The 26,198-nt window shown below is 37.5% G+C and carries 28 protein-coding genes; 16 read left to right on the top strand and 12 right to left on the bottom strand.

Annotation, left to right across the window (positions count from 1 at the left end):
- Positions 1-154 precede the first annotated feature (154 nt).
- Complete coding sequence (gene cax / locus D1B32_RS00230; RefSeq protein ID WP_118888286.1) at positions 155-1,252, top strand: calcium/proton exchanger; 1,098 nt, start codon at positions 155-157, stop codon at positions 1,250-1,252.
- 108 nt (positions 1,253-1,360) lie between these two features.
- On the opposite strand, the gene D1B32_RS00225 is transcribed toward cax, so the two are convergent.
- Genes D1B32_RS00225 through D1B32_RS00215 form a run of 3 tightly spaced genes read right to left on the bottom strand, consistent with a single transcriptional unit; the run spans position 1,361 to position 4,384 of the window.
- Positions 1,361-1,876 carry an RNA polymerase sigma factor gene (locus D1B32_RS00225; RefSeq protein ID WP_095310298.1) on the bottom strand — a complete coding sequence of 172 codons (516 nt, stop codon included), beginning with the start codon at positions 1,874-1,876 and terminating at the stop codon, positions 1,361-1,363.
- Between the two features lie 25 nt (positions 1,877-1,901).
- The gene (locus D1B32_RS00220; RefSeq protein WP_118888285.1) at positions 1,902-3,668 is read right to left on the bottom strand and encodes a sensor histidine kinase; all 1,767 of its coding nucleotides are present in this window, start codon (positions 3,666-3,668) and stop codon (positions 1,902-1,904) included.
- Positions 3,665-4,384 (bottom strand): response regulator transcription factor, encoded by a 720-nt coding sequence (locus tag D1B32_RS00215; protein ID WP_118888284.1) that lies wholly within the window; start codon positions 4,382-4,384, stop codon positions 3,665-3,667. The genes D1B32_RS00220 and D1B32_RS00215 overlap by 4 nt, the downstream gene beginning before the upstream one ends.
- Before the next feature lie 152 nt (positions 4,385-4,536).
- On the opposite strand from D1B32_RS00215, the gene D1B32_RS00210 reads away from it, so the two are divergent.
- The 5 genes from D1B32_RS00210 to D1B32_RS00190 all read left to right on the top strand — a co-directional run bounded on the left by D1B32_RS00210 (position 4,537) and on the right by D1B32_RS00190 (position 9,491).
- Entirely contained in the window at positions 4,537-5,715 is a 1,179-nt protein-coding gene (locus tag D1B32_RS00210; protein ID WP_118888283.1) for a DUF418 domain-containing protein, read from the top strand.
- A 355-nt stretch (positions 5,716-6,070) separates the two neighbouring features.
- Entirely contained in the window at positions 6,071-7,075 is a 1,005-nt protein-coding gene (locus D1B32_RS00205) for a TRAP transporter substrate-binding protein (RefSeq protein WP_187393119.1), read from the top strand.
- On the top strand, positions 7,068-7,553 hold the full coding sequence (locus D1B32_RS00200) for a TRAP transporter small permease (RefSeq protein WP_118888282.1): 486 nt from the start codon (positions 7,068-7,070) through the stop codon (positions 7,551-7,553). Before D1B32_RS00205 ends, D1B32_RS00200 begins: the two co-directional genes overlap by 8 nt.
- Positions 7,553-8,848: a TRAP transporter large permease gene (locus tag D1B32_RS00195; RefSeq protein ID WP_118888281.1), complete on the top strand. Its 1,296-nt coding sequence runs from the start codon at positions 7,553-7,555 to the stop codon at positions 8,846-8,848. The genes D1B32_RS00200 and D1B32_RS00195 overlap by 1 nt, the downstream gene beginning before the upstream one ends.
- Before the next feature lie 319 nt (positions 8,849-9,167).
- On the top strand, positions 9,168-9,491 hold the full coding sequence (locus D1B32_RS00190) for a nucleoside triphosphate pyrophosphohydrolase (protein WP_095310284.1): 324 nt from the start codon (positions 9,168-9,170) through the stop codon (positions 9,489-9,491).
- A gap of 47 nt (positions 9,492-9,538) precedes the next feature.
- Here the strand turns inward: D1B32_RS00190 and D1B32_RS00185 are convergent, their stop codons facing one another.
- Positions 9,539-10,189, bottom strand: a complete 651-nt coding sequence (locus D1B32_RS00185) for a YdeI/OmpD-associated family protein (RefSeq protein WP_118888280.1) — start codon at positions 10,187-10,189, stop codon at positions 9,539-9,541.
- A 194-nt stretch (positions 10,190-10,383) separates the two neighbouring features.
- On the opposite strand from D1B32_RS00185, the gene D1B32_RS00180 reads away from it, so the two are divergent.
- Positions 10,384-10,755: a VOC family protein gene (locus tag D1B32_RS00180; protein ID WP_118888279.1), complete on the top strand. Its 372-nt coding sequence runs from the start codon at positions 10,384-10,386 to the stop codon at positions 10,753-10,755.
- An 82-nt stretch (positions 10,756-10,837) separates the two neighbouring features.
- Here D1B32_RS00180 and D1B32_RS00175 read toward each other — a convergent pair whose 3' ends face one another.
- Positions 10,838-11,233, bottom strand: a complete 396-nt coding sequence (locus D1B32_RS00175) for a VOC family protein (protein WP_095310280.1) — start codon at positions 11,231-11,233, stop codon at positions 10,838-10,840.
- Between the two features lie 226 nt (positions 11,234-11,459).
- On the bottom strand, positions 11,460-11,846 hold the full coding sequence (locus D1B32_RS00170) for a PepSY domain-containing protein (protein WP_118888278.1): 387 nt from the start codon (positions 11,844-11,846) through the stop codon (positions 11,460-11,462).
- A gap of 509 nt (positions 11,847-12,355) precedes the next feature.
- Here D1B32_RS00170 and D1B32_RS00165 point away from each other — a divergent pair.
- A complete protein-coding gene (locus D1B32_RS00165) occupies positions 12,356-13,006 on the top strand; it encodes a FusB/FusC family EF-G-binding protein (protein WP_095310276.1) in 651 nt (216 codons plus the stop codon).
- Positions 13,007-13,074: 68 nt separating this feature from the next.
- On the opposite strand, the gene D1B32_RS00160 is transcribed toward D1B32_RS00165, so the two are convergent.
- On the bottom strand, positions 13,075-13,617 hold the full coding sequence (locus tag D1B32_RS00160) for a GNAT family N-acetyltransferase (RefSeq protein ID WP_095310331.1): 543 nt from the start codon (positions 13,615-13,617) through the stop codon (positions 13,075-13,077).
- Between the two features lie 118 nt (positions 13,618-13,735).
- A complete protein-coding gene (locus tag D1B32_RS00155) occupies positions 13,736-14,380 on the bottom strand; it encodes a DUF421 domain-containing protein (RefSeq protein WP_118888277.1) in 645 nt (214 codons plus the stop codon).
- A 257-nt stretch (positions 14,381-14,637) separates the two neighbouring features.
- On the opposite strand from D1B32_RS00155, the gene D1B32_RS00150 reads away from it, so the two are divergent.
- From D1B32_RS00150 to D1B32_RS00125, 5 genes are all read left to right on the top strand, one after another.
- Positions 14,638-15,612: a LacI family DNA-binding transcriptional regulator gene (locus D1B32_RS00150; protein ID WP_095310274.1), complete on the top strand. Its 975-nt coding sequence runs from the start codon at positions 14,638-14,640 to the stop codon at positions 15,610-15,612.
- Between the two features lie 15 nt (positions 15,613-15,627).
- Entirely contained in the window at positions 15,628-16,539 is a 912-nt protein-coding gene (rbsK, locus tag D1B32_RS00145; RefSeq protein ID WP_095310272.1) for a ribokinase, read from the top strand.
- Positions 16,532-17,452 (top strand): ribonucleoside hydrolase RihC, encoded by a 921-nt coding sequence (gene rihC, locus D1B32_RS00140; protein ID WP_095310270.1) that lies wholly within the window; start codon positions 16,532-16,534, stop codon positions 17,450-17,452. Before rbsK ends, rihC begins: the two co-directional genes overlap by 8 nt.
- 32 nt (positions 17,453-17,484) lie before the next feature.
- Entirely contained in the window at positions 17,485-18,906 is a 1,422-nt protein-coding gene (gene dcuC, locus D1B32_RS00135; RefSeq protein ID WP_095310268.1) for a C4-dicarboxylate transporter DcuC, read from the top strand.
- A 345-nt stretch (positions 18,907-19,251) separates the two neighbouring features.
- On the top strand, positions 19,252-19,818 hold the full coding sequence (locus D1B32_RS00125; RefSeq protein ID WP_118888276.1) for a CBO0543 family protein: 567 nt from the start codon (positions 19,252-19,254) through the stop codon (positions 19,816-19,818).
- Positions 19,819-19,925: 107 nt separating this feature from the next.
- Here D1B32_RS00125 and D1B32_RS00120 read toward each other — a convergent pair whose 3' ends face one another.
- Together D1B32_RS00120 and D1B32_RS00115 are read right to left on the bottom strand one after the other, a co-directional pair.
- Positions 19,926-20,567: a response regulator gene (locus D1B32_RS00120; protein ID WP_095310265.1), complete on the bottom strand. Its 642-nt coding sequence runs from the start codon at positions 20,565-20,567 to the stop codon at positions 19,926-19,928.
- Positions 20,568-21,395 (bottom strand): sensor histidine kinase, encoded by an 828-nt coding sequence (locus tag D1B32_RS00115; RefSeq protein WP_095310264.1) that lies wholly within the window; start codon positions 21,393-21,395, stop codon positions 20,568-20,570. It abuts the gene before it with no gap.
- 193 nt (positions 21,396-21,588) lie between these two features.
- Here D1B32_RS00115 and D1B32_RS00110 point away from each other — a divergent pair, with 193 nt between their 5' ends.
- Together D1B32_RS00110 and D1B32_RS00105 are read left to right on the top strand one after the other, a co-directional pair.
- Positions 21,589-22,173, top strand: a complete 585-nt coding sequence (locus D1B32_RS00110) for a copper resistance protein CopC (protein ID WP_158586180.1) — start codon at positions 21,589-21,591, stop codon at positions 22,171-22,173.
- Between the two features lie 3 nt (positions 22,174-22,176).
- The gene (locus D1B32_RS00105) at positions 22,177-23,268 is read left to right on the top strand and encodes a CopD family protein (RefSeq protein ID WP_095310260.1); all 1,092 of its coding nucleotides are present in this window, start codon (positions 22,177-22,179) and stop codon (positions 23,266-23,268) included.
- Positions 23,269-23,333: 65 nt separating this feature from the next.
- Here the strand turns inward: D1B32_RS00105 and D1B32_RS00100 are convergent, their stop codons facing one another.
- Together D1B32_RS00100 and D1B32_RS00095 are read right to left on the bottom strand one after the other, a co-directional pair.
- On the bottom strand, positions 23,334-24,467 hold the full coding sequence (locus tag D1B32_RS00100) for a zinc-dependent alcohol dehydrogenase (RefSeq protein ID WP_095310259.1): 1,134 nt from the start codon (positions 24,465-24,467) through the stop codon (positions 23,334-23,336).
- 275 nt (positions 24,468-24,742) lie between these two features.
- Positions 24,743-24,967: a hypothetical protein gene (locus tag D1B32_RS00095; RefSeq protein ID WP_095310257.1), complete on the bottom strand. Its 225-nt coding sequence runs from the start codon at positions 24,965-24,967 to the stop codon at positions 24,743-24,745.
- A 662-nt stretch (positions 24,968-25,629) separates the two neighbouring features.
- Here D1B32_RS00095 and D1B32_RS00090 point away from each other — a divergent pair.
- Complete coding sequence (locus D1B32_RS00090) at positions 25,630-26,196, top strand: LemA family protein (RefSeq protein WP_118888274.1); 567 nt, start codon at positions 25,630-25,632, stop codon at positions 26,194-26,196.
- Positions 26,197-26,198: the final 2 nt, after the last annotated feature.

Below are 26,198 nucleotides of genomic sequence, written 5' to 3'. Positions count from 1 at the left end.
CTAAGCTAAGGTATTAAAATCCATTTGGGTTCTCTCTTCTTCTTGCTATAAATATCATCCTCCTTATCCCCCTTATTCATTATCATTCAAAACCACACACTATCTCCGTTTTCCCTAAAACCTTTTCAGAAATAAATTCCAATAAATACGGGTAATCTATAATTATCTAAATAAAGAAACGGAGGTCTTCAACATAAATAAATTATTTGCGATTTTCGTTGTCCTTGGAATACCACTTTCTATCATTGGCTCGATCTTTCATTGGTCTGCCATCATGATGTTTATCATTTATTGTTTGACAATTGTTGCCTTAGCTGGCTTTATCGGCCGTGCCACCGAGAGCCTGGCAATTGTTTTAGGGCCAAGAGCTGGTGGTCTGCTAAATGCAACCTTTGGAAATGCAGTTGAACTTATTATTTCTATTTTCGCATTAAAAGCCGGGCTTATTGGAATTGTGCTCGCTTCGTTAACAGGCTCTGTATTAGGTAACTTACTGCTTGTCGGTGGGCTATCTTTCTTTGTTGGTGGTCTGAAATATAAACGGCAATCCTTTAATATCTACGAAGCACGTCATAATGCAGGGCTGTTAATCTTTGCAGTCATTGTCGCCTTTGTAATTCCTGAGGTGTTTACACATACGATGAATGAGAAAGACACAATGGTTTTAAGTGTTGGGATTTCCATTATTTTAATCGTCCTCTATTTGGCGGCATTGTTATTTAAATTTGTCACCCACCGCGGGGTTTACCAAGCAGATGAAACACAAAGTGAAGTCGTTCATGAGGAAGAACCAGAATGGGGGAAAACAAAAGCAATCGTAATTCTGGCACTTGCAACAGTTGCCGTTGCTTATGTTTCGGAACATTTAGTGTCCACATTTGATATCGTCGGAGCGACATTTGGCTGGTCCGAATTATTTATTGGGATTATTATTGTTGCGATTGTTGGAAATGCTGCAGAGCATGCCTCAGCAATTATCATGGCGTATAAAAATAAAATGGATGTTGCGGTCGAAATTGCCGTTGGCTCCACCCTCCAAGTCGCCATGTTTGTTTTGCCGATTCTTGTTTTGCTATCCCTGTTCTTTCCGACGCCCATGCCACTCGTTTTCACATGGCCGGAATTAATCAGTATGGTGACAGCTGTGTTATTAATGATTACGTTATCCAATGACGGGGATTCCAATTGGTTTGATGGACTTGCCTTACTTGCAGCGTATGTGATTATGGGATTTGGGTTTTACTTTATTTAAGGAATTCAATTTATTTAACAGGCAAAACGTACAAAAGGCCGTAACCTTCATCTAGCTAGGGTTACGAGCCTTTTTCTCGGAAACTTCACACTTTAACTTCAACAATCTCTACCCAATACGAAATAATACGTTCTCTTTTTCAGTAGAATCCATACTCTTTAATGCTTCGCTCAGCTTCTCTCTCGCCTGATAAATAGAGGTACGCACTTCGGATTTAGTAGTATGGAGAACTTCACTAATCTCCTGGTCAGATAAGTGATACCAAGTCTCTAGAATGACAGCCACCCGTTTGTTAAAAGGAACGTGCTGCAGCAAGGGGAGAATACCTTTAGCAGAATTCACTTCGCCCGTACTAAAGCCTTCCATAAATTGTTCTTGTGTTAGACAAACCATTGATTGATATAACCATATTGAAAATTTTTTATCCTCAGTAAAATAATCATCCATGTGAGCATAAACGTACAGAAATGTCTCATTGGCAATCTCTTCCGCTTTCTCCTCGTTGCCCATCAACAAGATACAGAGATTATAAACCGATTGCTGGTAGTGCTGAACAAGCTTTTCAAACGCTTTAACATTTCCTTTCCTTACCCGCTTTATGATATGTTTTCCAATCTCCTTCAATCTTCTCCCCTCGCTTTCTTTTTCACTATGAAACTGCCCTCTTGTCTGGTACTTCTACCTGGGAAAATACCACCGTTACAATAGTTCCTGTATTTTCTTCAGATTCCACAAGGATTGAACCTTGATGCAGCTTTGCAATTTGCAATGCAATGCTCATACCAAGACCAGTACCTTCCATACTCTCTTCTGTATTCGTTCCACGATAGTACCGACTAAATAAATTCTCCTTCGTCTCCTCATCCATACCTAGACCATTATCAATCACCCTAATTTTAAGCTCTTGATTATTTGCTGTTTCATCTACGCGAATTACGACGGAGGTTCCTGGCGGGTTATGCTTCATCGCATTATAAATTAAGTTATCGATCATTCGCTCAAACAATCGTTCATTCATTTGTACAACTCGATTCGATTTCAATGGCTTAAACGAAATGGAATATTCTTGGAACGTGATGTCATTGGTAAATTTTCTTATTACCTTCTCCAAAAACGAATTAATCTCCACCGTTTGGAGTGAAACAAGTGCAGCATTATTCTTCAGTTGGAAGCTAAGGGTAAAGTCTTCAATCAGCTTTACCATATAATCACTTTTTTCATAGATTGTTTTTCCAATATCTTTTAGCTCTTGCTGGGACCACTCGTATTCTCCACTTTCTAATAATCTCCCATATCCTTCCATTGTCGTAAGTGGGGTACGCAGGTCATGGGAAATGCCTGCCATCCATTCCTCTCTCGTCTTTTCCAATTGCTCGCGTTCTTTTTTCGAAGCATCAAGCTTTTGTGCCATATCATAAAAGGCATAGAAGACTTCTCGATACAACCTGTAACGCCACTTGATCTTTCCATTTTTCCTAAAAATATGCTTCTTCTCACGCTCTGTTAAAACCTCATCATATTGGCCATTTCCCATTCTGCCTAGCCAGTTTGCAAAAACCAATAATGGATTCCCATATCTGAAACCATTCCAAATGGAAATTACAATTGTAATAAGCAGTACAATTGCTGCCGTAATAAGCAGACCGATTAACGTTGCTTGATACGTTTTTAGATTAATTTCTCCTTTATGCACATTTGGTGTATACAGAACCCATAAATCACCTGTCTCGGTATCACGATATGTCTGCTGCTTGGTCGAATACATATCTGGAGATATACCTCGTTTAAAAGCATCTAACGGTAATTCCTCTTCACGTTCTGCTTCCCCAAGCGATATTCTCTGTTCCCCATTACTCCCATAAATCTCAAGGGTTCCTTCGACCTCTAATAACTTTTCATTTACTGCAGCAGTGTCCTGCTTGGCGATCGTCCCATTATCGTTATATGTCTCAACAAGTTCATCCAGTGAGATGCCTGATTCCGGTTCATGCCCCAAAACAAATAAATAATCCGTCTCATAAAACGTCTCCAAATAAAAGGTTAGCTCATACCCCTTATAGGATTCGTTTTCTTTCATGAGCAGTAAATCATGCATACTATAATGATCCGGGAAATCATTCGGTACATTTCCAGCATCAATTACGTCACCTTGTTTATTAATGATCTGCACCCAAATATCTTCATCAAGCCCTTCACTCCACCCCTCACGCATTTCCAAGTCTCGAAATGATTCACCAGCATCCAGCATGGAAATTTCTTCAAGCATTGTATAATAATAATTATGTCCAGCTTGATCCTCTGTCATCAATCCAATGGTAAGTACTAATGTAATTGCAACAACAATTACCATTAAAATGGCAATCGAAATAAATTGAATGGAAAAATGCATAAACAGACGTCTTCTAAGCTTTTTCATCTAACATGTTCCTTCACTAGCTTGTATCCTAATCCTCGAACCGTTGTTAAATAGGTTGGCTTACTTGGATTTTCTTCAATTCTCTCTCTGATTCTTCTAATATGTACAGACACTGTATTTTCATCGACATAGTGGTCGAACCCCCATACTGCATCGAGTAGTGCTGACTTTGAAAAAACCTGATTCGGATGTTTACAAAGGTAAAGTAATAGCAAATATACCTGTGTCGGGCAGGACACAACTTTTTCATTCACGATTAGCTCCCCTGCTTGTTCATCCAGTACAAAGCGACCAAAATCATACCGCTTGGTTGGCATTGTATTTTTTTCTGCCTTTGGATGAGATTCAGTTCTTCTAAGATGCGCCTTGATTCTTGCTGCTACCTCCAATGGATTAAATGGCTTTGTTACATAGTCGTCTCCACCCGTTGCAAAACCGGTAAGGACATCCAAGTCAGAAACTCGTGCCGTCAGAAAGAGAATATACGCGCTCGTTAGCTCTCTCATTTTCGGACTGAGATCAAATCCACTGCCATCTGGAAGCATCACGTCCAAAATAATAATGTCAATAGGATGCTCCGCAACAAAGGATAATGCTTCCTTTCCTGTAAAAGCGGTATATATATGTTCAAATCCTTCTTTTCTTAACATTAACTCCAACATTTTTACGATGGCTTTTTCATCATCCACAATTAAAATATGTGTCTCATTTCCCATATTTTCCACCTCAACGACATTCTACCACGGAAAGTTTACGATTAGTTGAACAATATTAAGGAATACGTTATAAATTGTTAAGATTCTGTTCAATTACGGGAAATTTAAGACTGATACCTTAAATGTATAACGAACAGAGAGGAAGTACGTGCATGAAACGAAGAATAAGTACAATTGATGGATTAAGAGGTTTTAGTTTACTCGGAATTCTGATCGCGAATATGCTGATTTTCCAATATGGGATATTTGGCAAGGATAGTCCTGAGCATTTTCAACTATCTTCACCCGATACGGTTGCCTATGTGTGGACAAAGATTTTTGTAGAAGGAAGCTTCCTGCCTATTTTCATGTTTTTATTTGGCTATTCCTTGATTAAGCTAAAAGAAAAGCTAGAAAGAAATCAGTTAAAAGTAAAAAGACATCTCGTACGACGGTTTCTCCTATTCTTTGCGTTTGGACTGTTCCATTCCATTTTCATTTGGGAAGGGGATATCCTGGGGGCGTATAGTTTGATCGGCTTTTTAATGCTACTTTTTATAAATCGGAAAAAGAAAACCTTGCTCGTTTGGGCGATTGTGCTATTCGTCTTAACCTCTCTCATGGGATTCGGTGAGATTGAACAAACGGAAAAAGACATACAACTCATGGAATCTTATATCCTGGAGGAAACGGAGGCTTATTCAAGCGATCGTTATGCCGATGCATTCGCATTTCGACAAAGCGGAGAATTGCCTTTTGATTTACCGGAATTCTTTTATGTGCTAATGCTTGTTCTCACTCCCCTTTTAATTGCGCCACTTACGTTACTTGGAATGTACGCCGCAAAGCGCAATTGGTTTACGAATCCAAAACAGGAGAGAAAATGGTATATTCGAGGTGCAATGGGGTTTGGAATAACAGGTTTATTGCTCAAAAGCTCCCATTATATTATCCATGATCCTAGTTGGACGGAAGGTGCTTACAGTATCGGGGCAATCTTCTTAGCGCTTGGTTATATTTTCGGCTTTGCGATTCTTTATACAAAGGAAGCAGGGAAATTCCTGTCCTCCTTTGAAAAAGTCGGGCAATTATCTCTTACAAATTACCTAACACAAAGTATTATCTGTACAGTTATTTTTTATGGATATGGACTAGGGCTCTTTGCGAAGATGGGAGTTTTCCTGGGCATTCTGTTAGCGTTCGTTATTTTCGTTTTGCAAATTGTTTTCAGCCAGCTTTACTTGAAGTGCTTTAGAACGGGACCGTTTGAAAAGATCATGCGGATTGGCAGTTATTTTTCTTTGAAGGGGCAGGTGAAGCAAAAGAGAAGGAAGAAAGAAAGCGCAGCCTAAGAAAATTAGATTGAATAGTTAAAGACTTGGAATATCCAAGTCTTTTTTTGTGTCAAACCAATCCATTAAAAAGACGAACGCAGATATCTCCTGTTGGGAATAAATTTTCATTATTATCTCCTGAGGAGACATGGTTGAATTATTTCGAATATACAAGTATCATGGTTGTATAGTTTGTTTGGTTGTCAAACTATTAGCGAACATCACGACAGGGGTAATTTAACCTACTAGATGTAAGCGCTAAACTATAAATGTTATCGCTTTCGTAATCTCAACCAATAAAAGCGTGAGAAAAGCGTGAGAAAACCGTTCATTAGAACACAAACAACACGAAAAAATCCAGGGAGGGTATATGGTGAAGAAATCTGTCATTACGTTATTTACAGTATTACTATTGTTTATACTTGCAGGATGTCAAGGTGATTCTGATCAAACTAAAGCTATTGAACTGAAACTAGCGCATAACTTACCGCTTGAACACCCCGTCCATTTATCGCTAGCAGAATTTGCGAGACTTGTAGAAGAAAAATCCAGCGAGGAAATAAAGGTAAAAATTTACCCAAATGCGCAATTAGGCAGTGAACGAGAAGTAATTGAATTAACACAAACCGGTGCGGTTGATTTAGCGAAAGTGAGCGCAAGTCAATTAGAAGGGTTTGAATCCGATTATTCGATTTTTAGCCTTCCATATATCTTTGAAGATTACGAGACCTATGAAAAAGTCATGAATAATGAAAAAGTAACAGATAAATTGTATAACCAAACAGAAGATATAGGCTTTATCGCGTTAACTTATTATAATGCAGGACAAAGACACCTTTATACGAAAGATAGAGAAGTACATGATGTGAACGACATGAGAGGTCTGAAAGTGCGGGTACAACCCAGTCAAACGAGCGTTCAAATGATTAATGCTTTTGGCGGGATCCCAACAGCAATGGATTATGGTGAAGTGTATACCGCTATACAATCTGGTGTTATCGATGCAGCTGAAAATAATGAAACCGCATTAGTAGGAAACAACCATGGTGAGGTTGCAAAATACTTTATGTATACTGGCCATCAAATTGTACCTGACATGTTTATCATGAATGCAACTAAATTTAATCAATTATCCGATGACCATCAACAGGTTATTAAAGAAGCTGCTCAGGAATCCACGCTATATCATGAAGATGTATGGGCAAAAACCATTGAAGAACAAACAGAGATAGCAAAGGATGAAATGGGTGTTAATTTTATTGAAGTGGATAAAACCCCATTTATCGATGCTGTGCAACCGCTTCACGAACAGTTTGCTAAGGACGAAAAGACAAAGGAAATTTACCAATTAATACAGGAGGCGAAACAAGATGAATAAAGCAAAAAAATGGGTCGACAAGCTCTTACTAAGCCTCTCCTCTCTGTTAATCATTGCCATGGTTGTGCTTTCGATTTGGCAAGTGGTAGCAAGGTATGTACTCAGCATTCCTTCCCCAGCTACCGAGGAAATAACGAGATTTATGCTTATCTGGTTTGGACTATTAGCTGCTTCCTATGTATTTGGAGCTAAAAAACATATTGCTATTCTCTTCTTTAGAGAAAAATTTGCTGCTAAAACGCAAATCTCTATCGAAAGAATAACGGACACACTAGTTATATTGGTTGCATCTATCCTTATGGTTTATGGTGGAATTAAAGTCGTCATGCTTACTATTGCCCAAACTGCTCCGGCAACGGGGATTTCAATGGCATTTGTTTACATGTCGTTACCATTAAGTGGCTTATTTATCATCTTTTACACGATCCATGGTATGTTAACCAATAAAATCAAGGAGAATCAGGAGGTGGGAGTATAATGATGGCGATTGCAGGTACGATTCTTTTTATAAGTTTTATTCTTTTATTATTAGTTGGAGCTCCCATCGCAATTGCGATTATATTAAGTTCTGTCATCACTTTTTTCACTGTGCTGCCTTTTGACGTCGCATTAATGACATCTGCCCAACGAATGATTACTGGAATTGATAACTTTACAATGCTGGCAATCCCTCTATTTGTATTAGCTGGGATTATTATGAATAACGGTGGGATTGCATTTCGTCTCGTGAACTTTGCTAAAGTATTAGTAGGTAAGTTGCCTGGATCTTTAGCACATACGAATGCTGTTGGGAATATGCTATTCGGCTCCATCGCTGGTTCTAGTGTGGCAGCCGCAGCGGCAATGGGACGGATTATGGGTCCAATGCAAGAAAAGCAAGGATACAAGAAGACATACTCAGCAGCTGTTAATATCGCATCCGCTCCAACAGGGTTGATTATTCCACCAAGCTCTGTCGTAATTGTTTATTCACTCGTCAGTGGCGGAACTTCAGTTGCTGCATTATTTATGGCTGGGTACATCCCAGGTATTCTATGGGGTATAGCAGTTATGATTGTTGCCTATTTCATGGCAAAAAAAGAAAATTACCCTGTTTCTACATTACCTAGCATTAAAGATATTTTATATATAATTGGTAGCGCTATCCCTAGTCTCTTTTTAATTGTCATTGTAATTGGTGGTATAGTTGCCGGAATATTCACCGCTACAGAAGGCGCAGCAGTTGCCGTTCTCTATTCCACGATACTAGCAATTATTTATAAGGGGCTGAAATGGAGGGATATCCCAGCTATACTAAAGGAAACCATTGAAATAACGGGGATGATTCTTTTCCTTATTACGTCATCTGCTTTATTCTCACTTGTCATGTCGTATTTAGGCTTACCAGAGGCTATTAGTAACGCATTATTATCCATAACAGAAAATCAAATTGGGATTCTCTTAATTATGATTCTAATTCTGCTTTTAGTAGGGACCTTTATGGATATTACGCCAGCAGTACTGATCTTTACTCCTATCTTTTTGCCGGTTGCAGAAACGTTCGGAATGGATCCTGTTCATTTTGGAATGATTCTATGCTTCGCCCTTTGTATTGGTAATATGACACCACCTGTTGGCAGTGCCTTATTTGTTGGAGCATCTGTAGCGAACGTAAGAATTGAACAAGTTATTGGAACATTAATTCCATACTTTGTGGCTGTCATTATCGTATTGTTACTTGTAACCTTTATTCCGCAGCTTTCCCTGTTCTTACCAAATCTATTTAATTTATAGCAGAGTCAGTTGGGTATAGATTGTTCCAAGCTGTAATATATGAAGGGGGCAGGGTCCGTTTACCTGTCCCCATTTCTTGTTCATGGACACCCTCCCTCTAGTTATCCCCTTTCCATACTGGCAAACTTCTATAATTATCTTAAATTCACCCTAAAGTTTTGTAATTAAAATGAAAGGGAATGCAATAATTAATGAATCTAGCAGTGATTTACAATTCCTCAAAACGTACAGTTGAAATTGATCAATTTCCAGTATGCAGAGCGACGTGTTAAGGGAAAGTCCCCAGGTAAAAATATTAAACTAACAAAGGAGTGCTCACATGCCAACATACAACAAACTAGTTCGAGACCGAATCCCTGAAATCTTAAAAAACGCTGGCAAGGACCTAAAAACAGAAACACTAAATCATGATCGTTATATTCTTGAACTCAAGAAAAAATTAAGTGAGGAAGTAGGAGAATATCAGAGTGCTTCAACGAAGGAAGAAGAGTTGGAAGAACTGGCGGATATTTTGGAATTAGTCCATTCCCTTCTAGGTATACACGGAGCTTCTTTTGATGAATTAGAACAAATCCGGGCTGATAAAGCAGCTAAACGTGGAGGCTTTGATGAAAAAACCTTTCTAATTGAGGCTGATGATTAGAATAATGGCTAAATGGACAGCGGGGACAGATCCACTGTCCCCTATTCCTAATTCTTTTTCAATCGAAATAAATCAATCGACTTATACCCTTGAGATAAGATATCAACCATTTGCGCTTGGCGTTTATCCCGTGTTTTCTGTTGCTTCGTAGAAAAGATATAGCGAGCCCAATCTTTTTGATAACCCGGGGTTAACCCCTTGTAAAACTGGAGTTCATTTGGATAATCTCCTAAAATTCTTTCTATGTCTTTCACATTATCCTTATAATCTGCTACACACTGACTTGCAGCAGAAGTCTTTTTAGTGCTCTTTTTGTCTCGTTTTAACCCTACAACAGTAAACACATCATCCATACTTACCATCCGAGAAAATTTCAAATCGCTGTTTTCCGCATATCCATCTTCGTCCACTTTCAAAGCAGGAAAGATTTCATCCCGATGCACAAAGCTTTCATAGCGCTTATTTCCCTTTTTCGGATACGCAAAAAACAAGTAGCCTTTTTCGAGTAATTGCTCTTCTTTAATGATACATCGTGTATGCTCTACCATCTCGTCAATTGTTTCTACAAAGACAAAAATCGCATCATGTTCTCCAGCCAATGTCGTTTTGTATCCATCAAAAATAGCATAATCGTCCGGCTCGCCAAGAACAGCCATGTTTACGTATTTATTTAAATTTAACTTGTTGATAATTGTCATCAAGATACCCACTCTTTCATTTAAGAATCAGCTATTAGAAGTATAACACGTCCATATAAAGATTTTAAGGATCCCCCCTGGTACGTTTTCTCTCGTAATTTGGTAAATCTTGTTTGTTTCAAATCAATCACTTATACTAAAATTATCAAAAGGTTTCGTCTATGTATTTAAGGAACAAAAGAGGAGGAAAAAGTATGAAGCTAGGCGCATTTTCTGTAAGTTTAACGGTTAAAGACATTCAAGTATCAAAATCCTTTTACGAGAATCTTGGATTTAAAACACTCGGTGGGGATATTACACAAAATTGGCTTATTATGAAAAATGGAGATTGCGTAATCGGACTTTTTCAGGGCATGTTTGAGAAGAATATTTTAACCTTTAATCCTGGTTGGGATCAAAATGCAAAAAATCTCGATTCATTTACAGACGTCCGAGAGCTTCAGAAGCAGCTTAAGGAAAAAGGGATAAAATTGACAACCGAAGCCGACGAGGCAAGTGAAGGGCCTGCACATTTCACCATTGAAGATCCAGACGGAAATCAGATCCTTGTAGATCAACATCGATAGAAATACAGTAAATAAAAAAGCCTTTTGCCCAGTATCATTACATACAAAGCAAAAGGCTTACTAGGGTTATTACGAATAGATGCTACTTGGCATTCTCATCTGGTTGATGGATTCCAAATATATTTCCCTCCGTATCATGATAGTAGCCTTGCCATGCCATACCGGGAAGGGCATGCTTTGGCCTTGCTACCTTGCCTCCATTATTAATAATTTTCGTATCCGTTGAATCATAATCTTCAACACCCATTGTACAAGCATAAGCATTCAAAGCCTGGTTGATTTCTGGCGAAGCACTTTGACGCTGCATCAAAGCTCCATTAATACCAAGTTCATTATCATCGCCAGTCACTGCTCCGAAGTAAGGCATCCCAGCATAGTCACTCCAATCTTCAAATGTCCATCCGAATACCTCACCATAAAACTTCTTCGCTCTTTCCATATCATCCACATGAATTTCGAAATGAATTAATCTCCCCATAGCAGCCTCCATTTTTCGTATTTGGTTTTCTTCTATCAAACTGTACGCACTAGAATTGGTGCCTCTCATTATTATTATAATGAACGCAGGAGATTATTCAACCAATATAAAAGATTATGAATATTATTTTCTTGTAAATTTTAAATTTAATGTATGTATTGGCACATCAAGAAGCCCTCTACCACATAGAGGACTTCTGAAAAGCTTTAATTTTTAGCGCTGCAACTTAATCATCATCATGTTCATTATCGTCATCTTCTTCGTCGTCTCCATCGCCGTTGTCATCATCGTCACGATCATCTTCGTCTTCACTCTCAACAGCAATTACATCTCCTGTTTCTGCATCAATTAAGATCTCATATTCATTTCCATCTCTTGCATCTACTTCCACTTCATAGAAAAGGTAGCCATCCTCATCTTCCAATTCAACTTCTTCTACCGTTCCAGGTACTCTTGTTAATGCAATCTCTTTACTTTCCTCTACCGTTATATTGACTTCCTGCAATTCCTCATAGCGATCATCCGAATCAGCCGACACAGTCATACCAGTTGCTGCAGTTCCAATCATTACAACAGCGATTGATGGAATAGCATGCTTCTTCCACTTTTTCATTTTGAATACCTCCTCGTTTTATTTTGTTACACTCCTATCCTAATCTATGAATGTAAAGAGAGTTTGAATTATCGATGTTAATCCAATTAAAAGTTATTACAGTTGTTTTAATCATTGAATTACTAGTGTGAGTGGACTTATTTTCTATTAATACAGCTGTATATAGGCTTAAGGCAGGAATTCAGACTGAAGAAGTATTTCAATATGATAACGGGTTATAAATCGAGTAATATATTTCCTTGTCTTGCGCTCAATTTGTAAATGTCAGCTATATATCATATTACAAATGAAGTTAAGCTTTCTTCTTATTCAACAAATTTCGAAAAGATGCTATACTAATAATAGTTTTCTTTCCAAGGAGGCATCAAAATGGACGCATTCTTTTGTAATGCTTACTCTAGACCACAACCTTTACAGGTCAAAGAGGTCTAGGAAACGATGATAAATAATGAATGATCTCTTTAGGCCTATACCTATATATAAAGCCTACTACAATGGAGTGATTTCAAATGGAAAAACAAACAATTCAGCCGTTTTTAACAGTCGCAAACTATCATTTTATCGAGCAGCAAATGCATAAAATTCTACAAGCACTTGCAACAACGAAAGATAAAGATGTCATCTCTGCTGTTCGTGATATTGTTGATGGTGATATTACAGCAACATTAATGCTTTCTGAGGCAGAAGAACAGCTAATCAGGCAGGTTTCCAATGTGACTAGTCGTGAACAAGGTGAAGCTTATTTAGAGCAATTAAAACCTTACGTCGTCCCTTTTAAAGCTGTCACTGCAAATGCAGTGAAAAGCCTATTTAAAAAGGAAAAAAAGCTAAAGTTGCCAAAGCTTGAAGAAATAGATTTCCAGCAGGTTTGTTACTTGGCTTGGAATGATCTGGGGACTCACCGAAGATATGTCATTATTGAACAAGATGATCAACTTAAAGCGATTAAGGGGACTTTCTCTACCAATACAATTAAAGGGGTATGTTCCATTTGTAACCGTCTATCCGATGTTAATCTATTTACTACATCTGTAAAAGGACGAGTCGCTGGTACGTTCAAAAATCATAGTAATTATATTTGTGCGGATAGCCAAGAATGTAATCAGCATGTAACGGATGTGGAAAAAATGCAAGCATTTTTTGAGCGTATGACGCAATAAAATAAATACCCGCTTATTAATAAGCGCAAAAAAGTGGATTTGAAGATGTCAAATCCACTTTTCCATAATTATTCGTAAGATAAATCTGTTTTTAACAGTGAATATATATTGATATCAACAAAGTTTCCTTTTGATTTTTCGTATTGTCTTAATGTCCCCTCAAATGTGAAGTTCAATTTTTGCAGTACGTGTATGGAATTTATATTTGCTGGTTCTACCTTTGCTTCTATTCTATTGAGCTGTAAATTTCCAAAAGCAAGGTTTATTAATGCCCGAATTCCTTCCGGTGCATAGCCCAACCCCCAATGGATTTTAGCAATATCATACCCTATTTCTGCTCGGGCGTTCTCGAAATCAATAGAATTAAAACCACACGTTCCAATAATTTCATAGGTTTTTAAATCGATCATAATGTAGCGGATCGCTTGGTTTGTCTGAGATAATTCATCGAGTAATTCAATCATTTCTTTTGCCTGTGTTTCATTTGTAAAACGAGAAATGTTCATGAATTTTGTAACATCTGCGTCAGTCCAGATGTTAAATAAGGCTGCTGAATCGGACACTTTTATTTTACGTAAATGCAACCTCTTCGTGAATAGTTCTTTTTTCAATACTTTTACCTCCAATAATTTTAAATCAGTTGGATGAAAAAATATTGCCATCTGCGCATAATTCAGTCCCTTCAACATTAGATAGCCTTATTATAGTGGTTGCTTTGAAAGACATCAACTATCGTAAATGTTCAGGTAGGGTATTTTTATGTGACTTCTTTTGTAATTCAGCAAAAATAGTTTCTTGCTGTTCGGGTGATAGTTGTTCCCTATTTAATTGTCTTGGTTGTTCATTGTACTGTATTTGTTGATGCAGCTGATTTTGTAGGTCCTCAATCAAGCCTGTTAATTGCTTAAATTCCTTCTTTGTCACTGGCTGGACATCTTCTTTCAAGACTAATCCAACCTGCCCATTCGGTTCTAATGTCGCCCATTGAACATCATCCAATCGTTGAACACCTTGTTGGCGCAATTCCATTTCTAGCTGATCAACTGTCATCCTTAACTTTTTTAAATTCTGTTCTTGTAAGATACCATTATTAATTAATACTTTCGATTTACCTGTAATAATTTTTTCGAATACATCCCCTTTGATTTGAAGAAACTCCATTACAACCAATGTCAAAACAAGGATTAGCCCAACGAGTAACGTACTCCATATATCTTCACCTGCTATTGGCTGTATAAGTAATGAACCAATTCCAATCATGATTACAGTTTGTGTGAGCGTCATTTGGGAGATTGATTTTCTACCTGCAATTCGTAATAAAAATGTTCCGCCAACGATAATGATTATGGCCTTCCATAACATAATAAATGCCATTCCAATCTGAGGTTCCCCTTCCTTTTCTTTTTAGTTTTGGTTGCAAAACCTTTTTTATACTGTTTAATCTCGCATTTTGATTACATCTAATATAGAAAATCATTGTTATAGCAATTAAATGATGAAATTATCTTTTATTTCCTATTGACTTTATAATGAAATCGCTTTATTATTTATGTAACGGGTTACACATTCCGTTTTTTATTTTTATCCGGCATGTAACCCGTTACATATATTACTTAAAAAGGAGTATGCTTATGGCAACTATTAGAGATGTTGCTAAATTAGCAAATGTTTCAGTAGCAACAGTATCTCGAGTGATAAATAAAAATGGTTATGTTAATGAAAGCACCATGCAAAGAGTTCGACAGGCGATTGAGCAATTGAACTATCGTCCAAATGATGTTGCCCGCAGTCTTTTCAAAGGTAAATCAAAGATGATTGCTTTGTTTGTTCCTGACATTATGAACCCCTTCTTCCCTGAATTAGCTCGAGCTGTGGAAGACATTTCCAATAAGCATGGCTACACATTTATTTTATGTAATACAGATAATCAGAATGATAAAGAAATAGCTTACCTTAATGCTCTTTTGCAAAAATCTATTGATGGCATCATTCTAGTTTCAAGTACGATGACAACAAATCAAGTTAAAGATATGAAAGTCCCAGTGATAGCACTTGACCGAAAGATCAATCCCGATTTAATTTCTGTTACCGTAAATAACTATGAAGGAGCCAGACAGGCAGTTCAATATTTAAAAAATCAAGGCTGCAAACGAATCGCTCACGTTTCTGGCCCTGAGAATATAAGTAATGCCAGAGAACGATTTAAAGGTTATTTAGACGAAGTTAGGGATGAAGAATGGTTCCATAGTGACTTCATATGTGTAGGAAATTATGCTGTGAATGAAGCTTTTGAAGCAACAAAGAATTTGTTAAAGAGGAATCCTGAAATAGACGGAATTTTTGTAGCAAATGATTTAATGGGTGTTGGTGTGTTAAAGGCTGCTGAATCGTTAAAGATTAAGATACCAAATGAGTTATCCGTTATTGGATTTGACGGGATAGAGCTGGGAAACATCACATCTCCTTCTCTAACTACTATGGCACAACCGATTTATAGTATTGGGAAAAGAGCAGCTGAGATACTTATTCAAAAGATTGAACATCCTAATACAGTTATTAAATCAGAAGAGCACAAGGTTAAATTAACTACTAGAGAATCAACATGAAAAGGAGCTAAGATGATGAACAGTCATCCCCGCGTTTGCGTTATAGGAAGCATTAATATGGATTTAGTGACTACAACTAAAAAAATACCTAAGAAAGGTGAAACTGTATTAGGAGAGAGATTTGAAACTTTTCCCGGTGGAAAAGGGGCGAATCAGGCAGTAACATCCGCTAGACTAGGGGCAGATGTATCGATGATTGGTGCAGTTGGAAACGATACCTTTGGGAAAGCCCTTCTAGAACATTTCAAATCAGAAGGTATTAGCCAAAAAGGGATTAGTATTGTACCAGACATTTCTACGGGAGTTGCAGCAATAACAGTCTCGGAAAATGACAACCGAATTATTGTTTCTCCAGGTGCTAATTCAAAAGTGAATCCCAAAATACTTGATGAAGCTCAAGACGTAATTATAGCTAGTGACATTATTCTATTACAACTTGAAATACCAATGGAAACTGTGCAATATACTGTTGAATTTGCTTATAAACATAAAATACCTGTTATTCTCAATCCTGCACCGTTTCAATTTATACCAGAAGACATATTAGAAAAAGTAACGTATCTAACACCAAATGAAGTTGAATCTGTATCACTATCTGAAATGCCATTAACAGAATCAATTAAAGAAAAAATGATTATAACCAAAGGAGAGCATGGAGTTGAATTCATATCAAAGTCTGGAGAACCGAAAACTATACCTGGATTTAAGGTAAATGTCAAAGACACAACTGGGGCTGGAGATACTTTTAACGGTGCTCTGGCAACAGAGTTAGCTAGAACAGGAGATTTAGATCAATCAATTCTGTTTGCTAATGCAGCAGCAGCTTTATCTGTAGAACGATTTGGTGCCCAAGGTGGTATTCCCGATAGGAAGGAAATTATAACCTTTATTGAAAAAGCAAAAACGAGGAGGAACGAATATGAATAAAAAACCTATAATTATTGATACAGATCCAGGAATTGATGATGCGGTGGCATTAGCAATAGCATTATTTAGCGAGGAACTGGATGTCCGCTTAATTACAACTGTTAATGGAAATGTGAGTCTTGAAAAAGTAACCTATAATATGTTACGACTTCTAAAGTTTTTTGATAAAGAAATCCCTGTTGCCAAAGGTGCCTCCACGCCATTAATCGTAGATCCAGTTGATGCAAGTGATATTCACGGTGAAACAGGGATGGATGGCTACAACTTTGAAGAACCTGATGAAAGTTTATTATTGGACGAGCACGCCGTAAATGCTATGTATAAAGAAATTATGAGTAGTAAGGAGAAAATCACGCTCCTTCCAATCGGCCCTTTAACAAATATTGCTCTGCTTTTTAAACTTTATCCTGAAGTTAAAGAAAACATAGCTGAAATTATCTTAATGGGTGGTTCGACAGGTCGCGGAAACGCTTCTGTTATGGCAGAGTTTAACATCTATGCTGATCCCGAAGCAGCGAAAATCGTATTTTCAAGCGGCTTACCAATCGTGATGGCTGGACTCGATGTCGGTATGAAAGCCTTGGTTTATCCAGAAGATAGTGAAGTACTGAAAGGAATGAATGATACTGGTAATATGATTTATCATTTATTCAAAAAATATAGAGGCGGTAGCTTTAATAGCGGACTAAAAATGTATGATAGTTGTGCAGTAGCCTATCTATTAAAACCAGATTTATTTACAACTGTAGATACCTACGTAGATGTTGAATTGAACGGCGGATTGACAAAAGGAGCTACAATAGTAGATTTAAAAGGTTATATGAAGCAAGAAAGCAATGTAAAAGTTTGTGTAGATATTAATGCACCTGCGTTTAAAAAGTGGTTAATGGAAAATTTAAGAAAATGTAAGTAAGCATTTATCCATTTTTCAGGGAGGAATCATCGATGTTGGACAACCTTATCATGTATAGCTCAGCTTTGTTAGCGGTTGCAGTAATTGTTTATATGCTTATTAAGAAAATGGACATTAAAATCCCCTTATTTCTTATGGGTATCATTTTACTATTAATTAGTATCGTAATGGGTAACGAGATTGTATTTAGTGACTTTACCCCGACCGGATCTGCACTCTTAGACCCTTTGCAAGTTGTTGTGCAGCAATTCAAGTCAACATTGTCCTCAGCAGGGCTAATTATTTTAATACTAGGTGGATATACAGCCTATATGTCATCAATCGGAGCTAACGATTTAACCGTTCAAATGTTAACAAAACCAGTTAGCAAAATAAAATCTGTCTATCTGCTAGTTCCTATTATATTTTTATTAGGTAACGTTTTATCCTTGGTTATACCGAGTGCTTCTACACTAGCTATCTTATTATTAGCCACACTTTATCCGGTAATGAAAAATGCAGGCATGTCTACTCTTAGTATAGCAGCAGTTATAGCTACTTCTGCAACAATCATTCCTACTCCACTTGGAAGTGATAATGTGGCAATTGCAGAGGAGTTAGCGAAATATGCAGCATTTAGTGATTTAACGGTTACACAATATGTTTTTAGCTACCATGCCATTGTTTCATTGCCAACCATATTATTCATGGCGATCGTTCACTACTTCTGGCAAAAGAGAATGGATAAAAAAGCTGAGATTACAGAATCTGCTAAAGAGGTTAAATTAGAAGATTTCAAGGAAATAGAAGGCAGTATATTATTTAAAACCGTCTATGCTATCTTGCCAGTATTCCCAATTATTATTTTATTGGTATCATTTATATTAGACCTCACAACCCAGATATCTGTTTCAATTAGTGTTGAAATTGCAGTATTAATCTCATTTATCTTAGCAATCATTTGTGAGCTTATTCGCAATAAAAATAGTAAAGATGTGTTATCCAATACGGAAAAATTCTTTACAGGTATGGGCAGTATGATTTCAGTTGTGGTTCTCTTAGTAGCTGCTTCAGTATTTGTTGCAGGTTTGCAGTCTATTGGGCTGATTGACACACTGCAAGCATCAATGGAAAACATCCAAGGACAAGGCTTTGATTATGTATTACCATTGGTTCTGGTCGGATTTACCGCATTAATTGTAATACTAAGTGGAAGTGGCATTGCTTTATTCTTTGCAATGATACCACTGATGGTTCCTTTAGCCGAAGCCGCTGGAATTAATCCAATCGCAGTTAGTATTCCTATGGGACTAGCCGGAAACTTGTTTCGATCGGTTTCTCCAGTCGCTGCTGTAGTATTAATTATTGCAGCAACCCTGAAAGTCGATCCAATTAATATTATTAAGAGAACCTCCGTTCCAATCCTATCCGGTGTAATATTTATGTTTATATTGTCTATGATAATGTTTTTATAGTAGCACAAAACCCATGTACAGATTGCTGCATGGGTTTTTAATTTAGGGCTAGATCTCTTTTTCTCCTTTTCTACTTCACTTTCGCCAACTAATTTCACATATAACTCTGTGTCTGGCCAACCTTCGCGAGTAATCTTCTCTCCACGGTAAAAATTCTTCAAATGTCACGTTTTCACCCTTTATTTGTTGATATGGAAAGTATAAAAGGATCGTTTGAAATTACAATCAATCAGCGTAAGTATAGAAACCGTTATAAATCTTTATACACATAAAACGTAAATAAATTACAAAAGATACTCATAAAGCACATCAATAATGTTCGGTATAAATGGAGGCGGTTCATGAATGACATTTAAAGAAGGTATAAAACAAGTTGAGAGGATCAATGAACAGCTAATAGATGCGGATAGATTGATGTCCGAAACAGTGATTAACGCCTTTATGTTTACATGGCAATGGTGGTTTGGGATTGGACTATTTATTATTCCTTGGTTTATATGGGTTTTATTTAGAAACAGGCAAAGTACAGGCAGACTTCTTATGGGGGGATTTATCACCATCATTTTATCCTTAATGATTGACCTTATTGCCTTATCGAGCGGGCTTTGGTCTTACCCAATGATATTCTCACCTATAGGCCCATTGTTATTTCTCCCCTACCATTTTTCTTTAGCTCCTGTTGCCATTATGTTTACACTGCAAATTAAGCCAAAAGCTAATCCCCTTTTAAAAGGAGCTATATTTAGTGCTCTTGGAGCTTTCATAGGCATGAACTTTTTTGAAATGATTGATTTTTATAACCCAAAAGGATGGTCAACTATTTATGACTTTTTTATTTATCTATTCCTTTTTCTGATAGCGTATTGGTCCAGCAGCATGGATGGTTTTAAAAAAATATCAGATGGCTATTGAAATCCTTTGTCTTGTTCAAGAATCGAGCACAAATCCAGAATAAGGACATTGTGCTCGTTCTTGCTTATTAGTCCAGTCATTGCCAGACCCACAGAAGGAATCTCCCATTAATCCATCAGCCCTTTCTGAAACGCATAACTCGTCAGCTGCACCCGATTATCTAAATGCAGCTTACTCAAAATGTTTTTCAGATGACTTTTCACCGTATGCTCTGAAATAAACAGGGTATCTGAAATTTCCCGATTGGACATCCCTTTCGCGACCAATTGCAGCACTTCTAACTCCCTTGTAGATAAAGGCGTATTCTCCTTTGTAACTGCTTTACTTTGTGGAAATTCCTTAAGAATTTGAAAGGCTATTTCTTTAGACATTGGGACTTCATCTACGGCAAAGGCTCTTAAATGATCGACCCATGCTTCCGACTGGATATTTTTTAATAAATAGCCCTGTGCTCCTTGTTTTAATGCATCAAACAAATCGGTGATATCATCCGAAACGGTAATCATCACAATCTTGACGTAAGGGAAGTGAAGCTTGATACGTTTCGTCGCCTCTAGCCCATCCATCACCGGCATTTGAATGTCCATCAGAATAATGTCAGGCATTAATTCTTCCGTAAGCTTTATCGCTTCCTCGCCATTCTTCCCTTCTCCTACAATAAGAAGATCTTCGTGCTCCTCTAAAATTTCCCGGATGGCTTCTCTTGCATGCGCGTGATCATCCACGATTACGATTCGAAAAGGTTGCATTTAGTTTCCCTCCTTTTTTATTTCCAGGATCGTTTCATTCTCAATTTTATTAATCGAAAATTCCCATTCCATATCTATCGTTCTATCTTGAATAATCTGAAGTCCATAGCCTGTACTATCTTGAATCGTATCGTTTGTGAATCCTATTCCCCGATCCTTAATTTGGCATATCCATCCATTTTCTATTTCCTTTGCTACAATCCATACCTCATTTGTTTTTGCGTGTTTAATAACATTCATCACAGCTTCTTTTACACAGGCGAACAGCTCTACCTTCTCTTTCGATGACAATGCATCTTCTGGAATTCCCCATTCCAGCTGAACATCCATAAAATGCTGTTGTTTCAGCTCCGTTACATACTGGTAGATCGTTTCTGTCCAGCTAAACGTATCCTCATTTGGTACATATTTCAGGTTTGTAATCGCCTGACGTGTATCCTCGTGGACATGCTGTAAGGTTTGCTTTATTTTTTGAAAATCAGCATCCTGCTCCAGATCATTCTTTCTGCCAAACTTATTCATTTTAACGGACAATAGAAATAGTGATTGGGCAATGCCGTCATGTAGCTCCCTTGCGAGCTTCTCCCTCTCGATAAGCGCTGCTTTCTTAGCCCTTGCCGCTCTTAACTCTTCTTGCATTTTTTCTAAAATGGAAAATAAATGCCGCAAAAAGACAAGCGTGACAATAAAGACTAATATAGGAGAAAGAAAGTTCCCCATGTCCATGGAAATGTATGAAAGGAGAAATTCATGCCGAACATACTCCCAAAGGGCGATTGTAATCGTTGGCAAAAATAAAATAAGCCATTTAATTTGGTTATACTTCATATCTTCACCGCATTTCTAAATATAAAATGTGTCTATATTTTATCATTTAATCACCCTTTTATAGCAAATTTCCGTTAAAATCACTCCTTCGAGGTATTATGCAAGATTTAGCATTGGATTTATAATATACACAGGTAACTCGCATCCTATTTTAGAAGTAGTTACTGAGACATGTAAGGGAGGAATTATGTTAATGAAACGAATATTCAGCGCGGCAATAGTAGTCATACTCGTAACGTGCTTTTCTACTAGCGCGTTTGCTCACTCACATATTCAAGGATCGAATCCAGCAGATGGCGATGTTGTAACAGAGCCATTGGAAGAAATTGTTCTTGAATTTGATGGTGGAATTGAACAAGGCAGTTTTATAGAGGTAACAACGACAGCAGGTGAAGCTGTGGAAGTACAAGATATCGAGATCGGTGAAGGTACATTAACAGGTACGGTTGCTGAGCCGCTTGCAAATGATGAATATCAAGTAAATTGGAGTATTATTAGTGCAGATGGTCACCCACTAGAAGGTGAATTCACATTTACCGTTGATGCCGAGGTTCCTGAAGCTGTGGAAGAGGAAGAACAGGCTGAAACAGAAACAGTTGAAGATGAAGAACCCGAAGAACAAGCGGAAACAGAAACGACCCAAGATGATTCAGCAACAGAATCCGCTGAACAAATAGATGAAGGCGAAGAATCATCTTCCACCATGATTATGGTCATTGTTGGTTTAGCTATTCTTGCAATCGTTGGCTACATCTTATTTATGAAAAGAAAGAGATAGTAAATGGACATACTCGTAATGATTAGTCAGGTGCTATTATATGTATGCTTTGCGGTTTTAGCAGGAGGTTTTCTGCTTTTGCTTATTCCAAGCACCTATCGTCCGGACATAAAAATCGCACCGTATTACTTTTTGATCAGCTCCATCATGGTACCGATTTTTGCTTTCATTCCGGTTCTTGATACTACCTTATTTATCGCCCCACGGCTAGGGTTTGGTGAAGCATTAAAAGTCGTTTTACTAACCTATACGGTTGGAAACGCGTGGAACTTTACCCTTATTGGTTCTATTTTATTAGTACTCATAATTGTATTAATGCGGTCTATGGGAAATCGTATTTCTACTTCTATCGTATTGGCATTAACATTCGGACTCATGTTAACCATTGCTTGGTCAAGCCATGCAGGCGCTATGGAGCCATTCAAGGGAATTACCGGCCACTTTGTCCATCTAGCTGCGATCAGCATTTGGGTTGGTGTTGTACTTGTTGTCGGCTGGTTTGCAACCAACCATGATAATTGGCTTACATTTTTAAGCTGGTTTTCCAAGGTCGCTATCGGCTGTTTAGTTGCTACAGGACTTAGCGGGATCCTACTGATGGATGTCATGGTCGATGGGTATACAGATTCATGGATGGTTTCGTATGGACAAGGATTATTAATCAAACACCTATTCTTGATTCCACTCGTTTTCTATGCCTTATTAAACGGCTTGGTTGTGAAATATTTCCTGTCAAAAGATGCTGCGTTTAATCCAATTCCATGGATTCGTTTAGAGGGTATTGTTTTATTTGTCATTTTTGCGATGACAGCTTTTTTCACCCAGCAATCCCCTCCTCACGGAAATTATTTAACGGATGATGCAATATCACCTTTATTCCAGTTATTTCATGGCGGCATCATTGATTCCAGCAGCACCGTCGGCTTGACGATCAACCTAGATATCGTTTATTTCTTTTTCCTAGCTCTATTATTAGTAGGATTAATATTATTATCGATTTACAAAAAGGCATCGATAGTGGTAACTTTTCTGATAAGCTGCTTGTTCGTGGTGAATGTATATATTATGGTGATGATATCTATTGTTGTTCGGTAATATAAAATGGTCCACGGCTCATCCCTGTGGACCATTTTATATTACATCTATTTGTTTCATTAATATTAAGGCTTGAAAATCACCTTAATGGATTCATCCTCTTTCTTATCAAAAATATCATAAGCTATTGCAGCATCATCCAAATTAACGCGATGTGTAATAATATCTGTTGGATCAAACTCTTTATTCTCAATCATGTCATACAGTTTTGGCATAATGTTAATCACAGGAGCTTGTCCCATTTTCAATGAAACATTTCGAGTGAAAAAGTCGCCTAGTGGGAAGCCATTTGCCTCTGTACCATAAACACCGGTTATTTGGACCGTTCCGAACTTCCGTACAGCTTGCGATGCGGTAATGATTGGACTGATGGTTCCGAATTGATTATCGCCTTTTGATCCGAATTCTGTGTTTGGCGGAACTGTACCATCCATCCCAACACAATCAATCACGACGTCTGCTCCACCTTTTGTTTCTTCATGCAAAAGTTCGCCGATGTTTTCGTTTTCTTTAAAGTTATACGTTTCCACATTATTCGTTTTCTTCGCATGGTCTAGTCGGTGCTCTACCTGGTCGACGGTAATAACACGCTTTGCGCCTTTCAGCCAAGCGAATTTTTGAGCCATGAGCCCGATTGGACCACTCCCTAAAATTATTACCGTGTCCCCTTCTTTGACGCCCCCATGCTCCACGCTCCAATACGCAGTCGGGATGACATCCGATAAGAATAATACCTGCTCATCATCCAATTCACTATTTTTCGGAACTTTAAAGGACGTAAAATCGGCATACGGAACACGTAAATATTCTGCTTGACCACCAGGGTGATTACCGAAATCATCAGCGAATCCGAATAATCCACCTGGCTCACCATGTGGATTGGAATTATCGCATTGACTCTCCATCTGATTATTACAGAAGAAGCATTCTCCACACCCAATATTAAAAGGAATTACGACACGGTCACCTTTTTTGAGATTTTTCACATCTGAACCAACTTCCTCGACAATACCCATTGGCTCATGTCCAACGACGTAATCCTCTTTCGGGACAATTCCGCCATGATATAAGTGAAGATCTGATCCGCAGATGCCGCTCGCGGTAATTCGTACGATCATATCACTGTTTTCCTGAATTTTCGGGTCATCAACATTTTTTGTTTCCATCGCTTTTTCACCTTGAAATGTTACGGCCTTCATTTGGTTCACATCCTTCTATCAGCATTTATAAGTTGTGTCCCCTAAATCAGACAGGAATAAACGGGATATTCTCAACCTTTCCTTCATAGACCTATCAAAGTATTCACCGTTGCAGATTAATCGGAGGAGCTTATAATTCAGGGTACTCCTTGGAGACTATTTTGATTATGAAAAAGCAACGGATGAAGTAAAGGACCATGTTAAGGCTTTATTAAACAGTAATGAATACCTTTTGAAATAAAAAAATAAGTATGCTGTATAGCACACTTATTTTTTCATTCAATTCCGTGACGTTTAGTCTCTGTCTCTTTTTTTTTATAATTTTGGTAAGTGAACCAACACCCTAATAAGATAAAGAAAATCATAACAAGATTATCTACTAGAGGTGAGAACCCTAACGTAATTCTAAAAGTTACTGCTATTGCAACAAAAAACAAAAGAATAATGATTTGTTTTAGTTTAAATTTAAATTTTGATAATGTTTCCTTTCCAATATTCATATTTTGTTCTAACTCCTTTACCTTATGCTTCAGCAAATTGGAAAAGTTTATCATATCAGCAGATGAAAATGCTCCCAGCCAAAAGCATAAAACCTACAACTGGATGGGAACTTTCAATATATCTCATAACTTGGTTTGTCGTGTTATCTCTGTCTTCATAATGTTGAACGATTTCTTTAGTTTTGCTTGGTGAGAAATAATAATTGATTTCATATACATCGTAAGTAACCATTCCTTCTTTTTCTTGCTATCCGGATCTCCTGTCGCAGTTTATGCATTAGTTGTAAAACCGAAATTTACATCTAGAAGTAGAGTACGGGCTAGTAAACCTACAACAAACTTTCTCATTATTACGCTTCACTTTTATAAAGATTTGTTATTAATTTCCTTCCCGGTATTCATAGGAATAAACATTAAATTGGAGAAATTGTGACAGGAAACAGAACCAGTTAGTTTCATCCCTTAAAAAGCATCTATTACACATCGGAATCAGCGACACATCCCTTACTACCTTTGACAGGGTTTGCTGCTCTCCCTTTGTCAATCATCATACTGTGCAATGAGATACTTATCTTGTGTTAGATATGAATCAAAAGTAACTGGATAGTACAAAACGATAACTATATAATAGTTGTAAATAGTAAAAAAGGAGCTGAAATTTCTTGAACATTGAACCGTGGATGATAGGCACAGCTATTGCCGTTCTTGTTTTATTATGGGCACTATTTACCTATAACCGTTTTATTTCCTTAAAAAACAGTATAGAAGAATCCTTTAAACATATTGATATTACGTTAGCACAGCGTTTTGACTCCCTCACAAGAATAGCAGAGACGATTGCCGCTTATACGAAACATGAAAAAGAAGTCCATACAGAAGTAGCAAAGCTCCGCAGTCAATTTGACAACCAAAATGAGAATGAAAAAGTAAAAACGTCAAATGAACTATCAAGACTTGTAAGTGGTTTACAAGTTCAAGTCGAAAATTATCCGGAATTAAAGGCAAATGAAAATTATCTGCACTTACAGAAAAGTATTAATGAACTGGAAGAAAGGCTGGCTGCATCGAGAAGAACCTTTAACGCAAGGGTTGCGAAATTCAATACCATGTTGCAGCAGTTTCCTACAAATCTATTTAAATTCTTCATGAAACTAGAAAAAAGAGAGCTATTGCACATTGATAACAGCAAAAAGCAAGATGTTGATATAGCCAAAATTCTAAGGGGTTAACC

The organism is Oceanobacillus profundus (genome assembly GCF_003515705.1).
Classification (GTDB): domain Bacteria; phylum Bacillota; class Bacilli; order Bacillales; family Amphibacillaceae; genus Oceanobacillus; species Oceanobacillus profundus.
This window is presented reverse-complemented; position numbering and strand designations above follow the sequence as displayed.

Coding starts and splice junctions, on each gene's coding strand:
- D1B32_RS00220 (WP_118888285.1), bottom strand. CDS start 3,668: ATGAAAAAGCTTAGAAGACGTCTGTTTATGCATTTTTCCATTCAATTT.
- D1B32_RS00215 (WP_118888284.1), bottom strand. CDS start 4,384: ATGGGAAATGAGACACATATTTTAATTGTGGATGATGAAAAAGCCATC.
- D1B32_RS00210 (WP_118888283.1), top strand. CDS start 4,537: ATGAAACGAAGAATAAGTACAATTGATGGATTAAGAGGTTTTAGTTTA.
- D1B32_RS00200 (WP_118888282.1), top strand. CDS start 7,068: ATGAATAAAGCAAAAAAATGGGTCGACAAGCTCTTACTAAGCCTCTCC.
- D1B32_RS00195 (WP_118888281.1), top strand. CDS start 7,553: ATGATGGCGATTGCAGGTACGATTCTTTTTATAAGTTTTATTCTTTTA.
- D1B32_RS00190 (WP_095310284.1), top strand. CDS start 9,168: ATGCCAACATACAACAAACTAGTTCGAGACCGAATCCCTGAAATCTTA.
- D1B32_RS00185 (WP_118888280.1), bottom strand. CDS start 10,189: ATGACAATTATCAACAAGTTAAATTTAAATAAATACGTAAACATGGCT.
- D1B32_RS00180 (WP_118888279.1), top strand. CDS start 10,384: ATGAAGCTAGGCGCATTTTCTGTAAGTTTAACGGTTAAAGACATTCAA.
- D1B32_RS00175 (WP_095310280.1), bottom strand. CDS start 11,233: ATGGGGAGATTAATTCATTTCGAAATTCATGTGGATGATATGGAAAGA.
- D1B32_RS00170 (WP_118888278.1), bottom strand. CDS start 11,846: ATGAAAAAGTGGAAGAAGCATGCTATTCCATCAATCGCTGTTGTAATG.
- D1B32_RS00165 (WP_095310276.1), top strand. CDS start 12,356: ATGGAAAAACAAACAATTCAGCCGTTTTTAACAGTCGCAAACTATCAT.
- D1B32_RS00155 (WP_118888277.1), bottom strand. CDS start 14,380: ATGGCATTTATTATGTTATGGAAGGCCATAATCATTATCGTTGGCGGA.
- D1B32_RS00150 (WP_095310274.1), top strand. CDS start 14,638: ATGGCAACTATTAGAGATGTTGCTAAATTAGCAAATGTTTCAGTAGCA.
- rbsK (WP_095310272.1), top strand. CDS start 15,628: ATGAACAGTCATCCCCGCGTTTGCGTTATAGGAAGCATTAATATGGAT.
- rihC (WP_095310270.1), top strand. CDS start 16,532: ATGAATAAAAAACCTATAATTATTGATACAGATCCAGGAATTGATGAT.
- dcuC (WP_095310268.1), top strand. CDS start 17,485: ATGTTGGACAACCTTATCATGTATAGCTCAGCTTTGTTAGCGGTTGCA.
- D1B32_RS00125 (WP_118888276.1), top strand. CDS start 19,252: ATGACATTTAAAGAAGGTATAAAACAAGTTGAGAGGATCAATGAACAG.
- D1B32_RS00120 (WP_095310265.1), bottom strand. CDS start 20,567: ATGCAACCTTTTCGAATCGTAATCGTGGATGATCACGCGCATGCAAGA.
- D1B32_RS00115 (WP_095310264.1), bottom strand. CDS start 21,395: ATGAAGTATAACCAAATTAAATGGCTTATTTTATTTTTGCCAACGATT.
- D1B32_RS00110 (WP_158586180.1), top strand. CDS start 21,589: ATGAAACGAATATTCAGCGCGGCAATAGTAGTCATACTCGTAACGTGC.
- D1B32_RS00105 (WP_095310260.1), top strand. CDS start 22,177: ATGGACATACTCGTAATGATTAGTCAGGTGCTATTATATGTATGCTTT.
- D1B32_RS00100 (WP_095310259.1), bottom strand. CDS start 24,467: ATGAAGGCCGTAACATTTCAAGGTGAAAAAGCGATGGAAACAAAAAAT.
- D1B32_RS00095 (WP_095310257.1), bottom strand. CDS start 24,967: ATGAATATTGGAAAGGAAACATTATCAAAATTTAAATTTAAACTAAAA.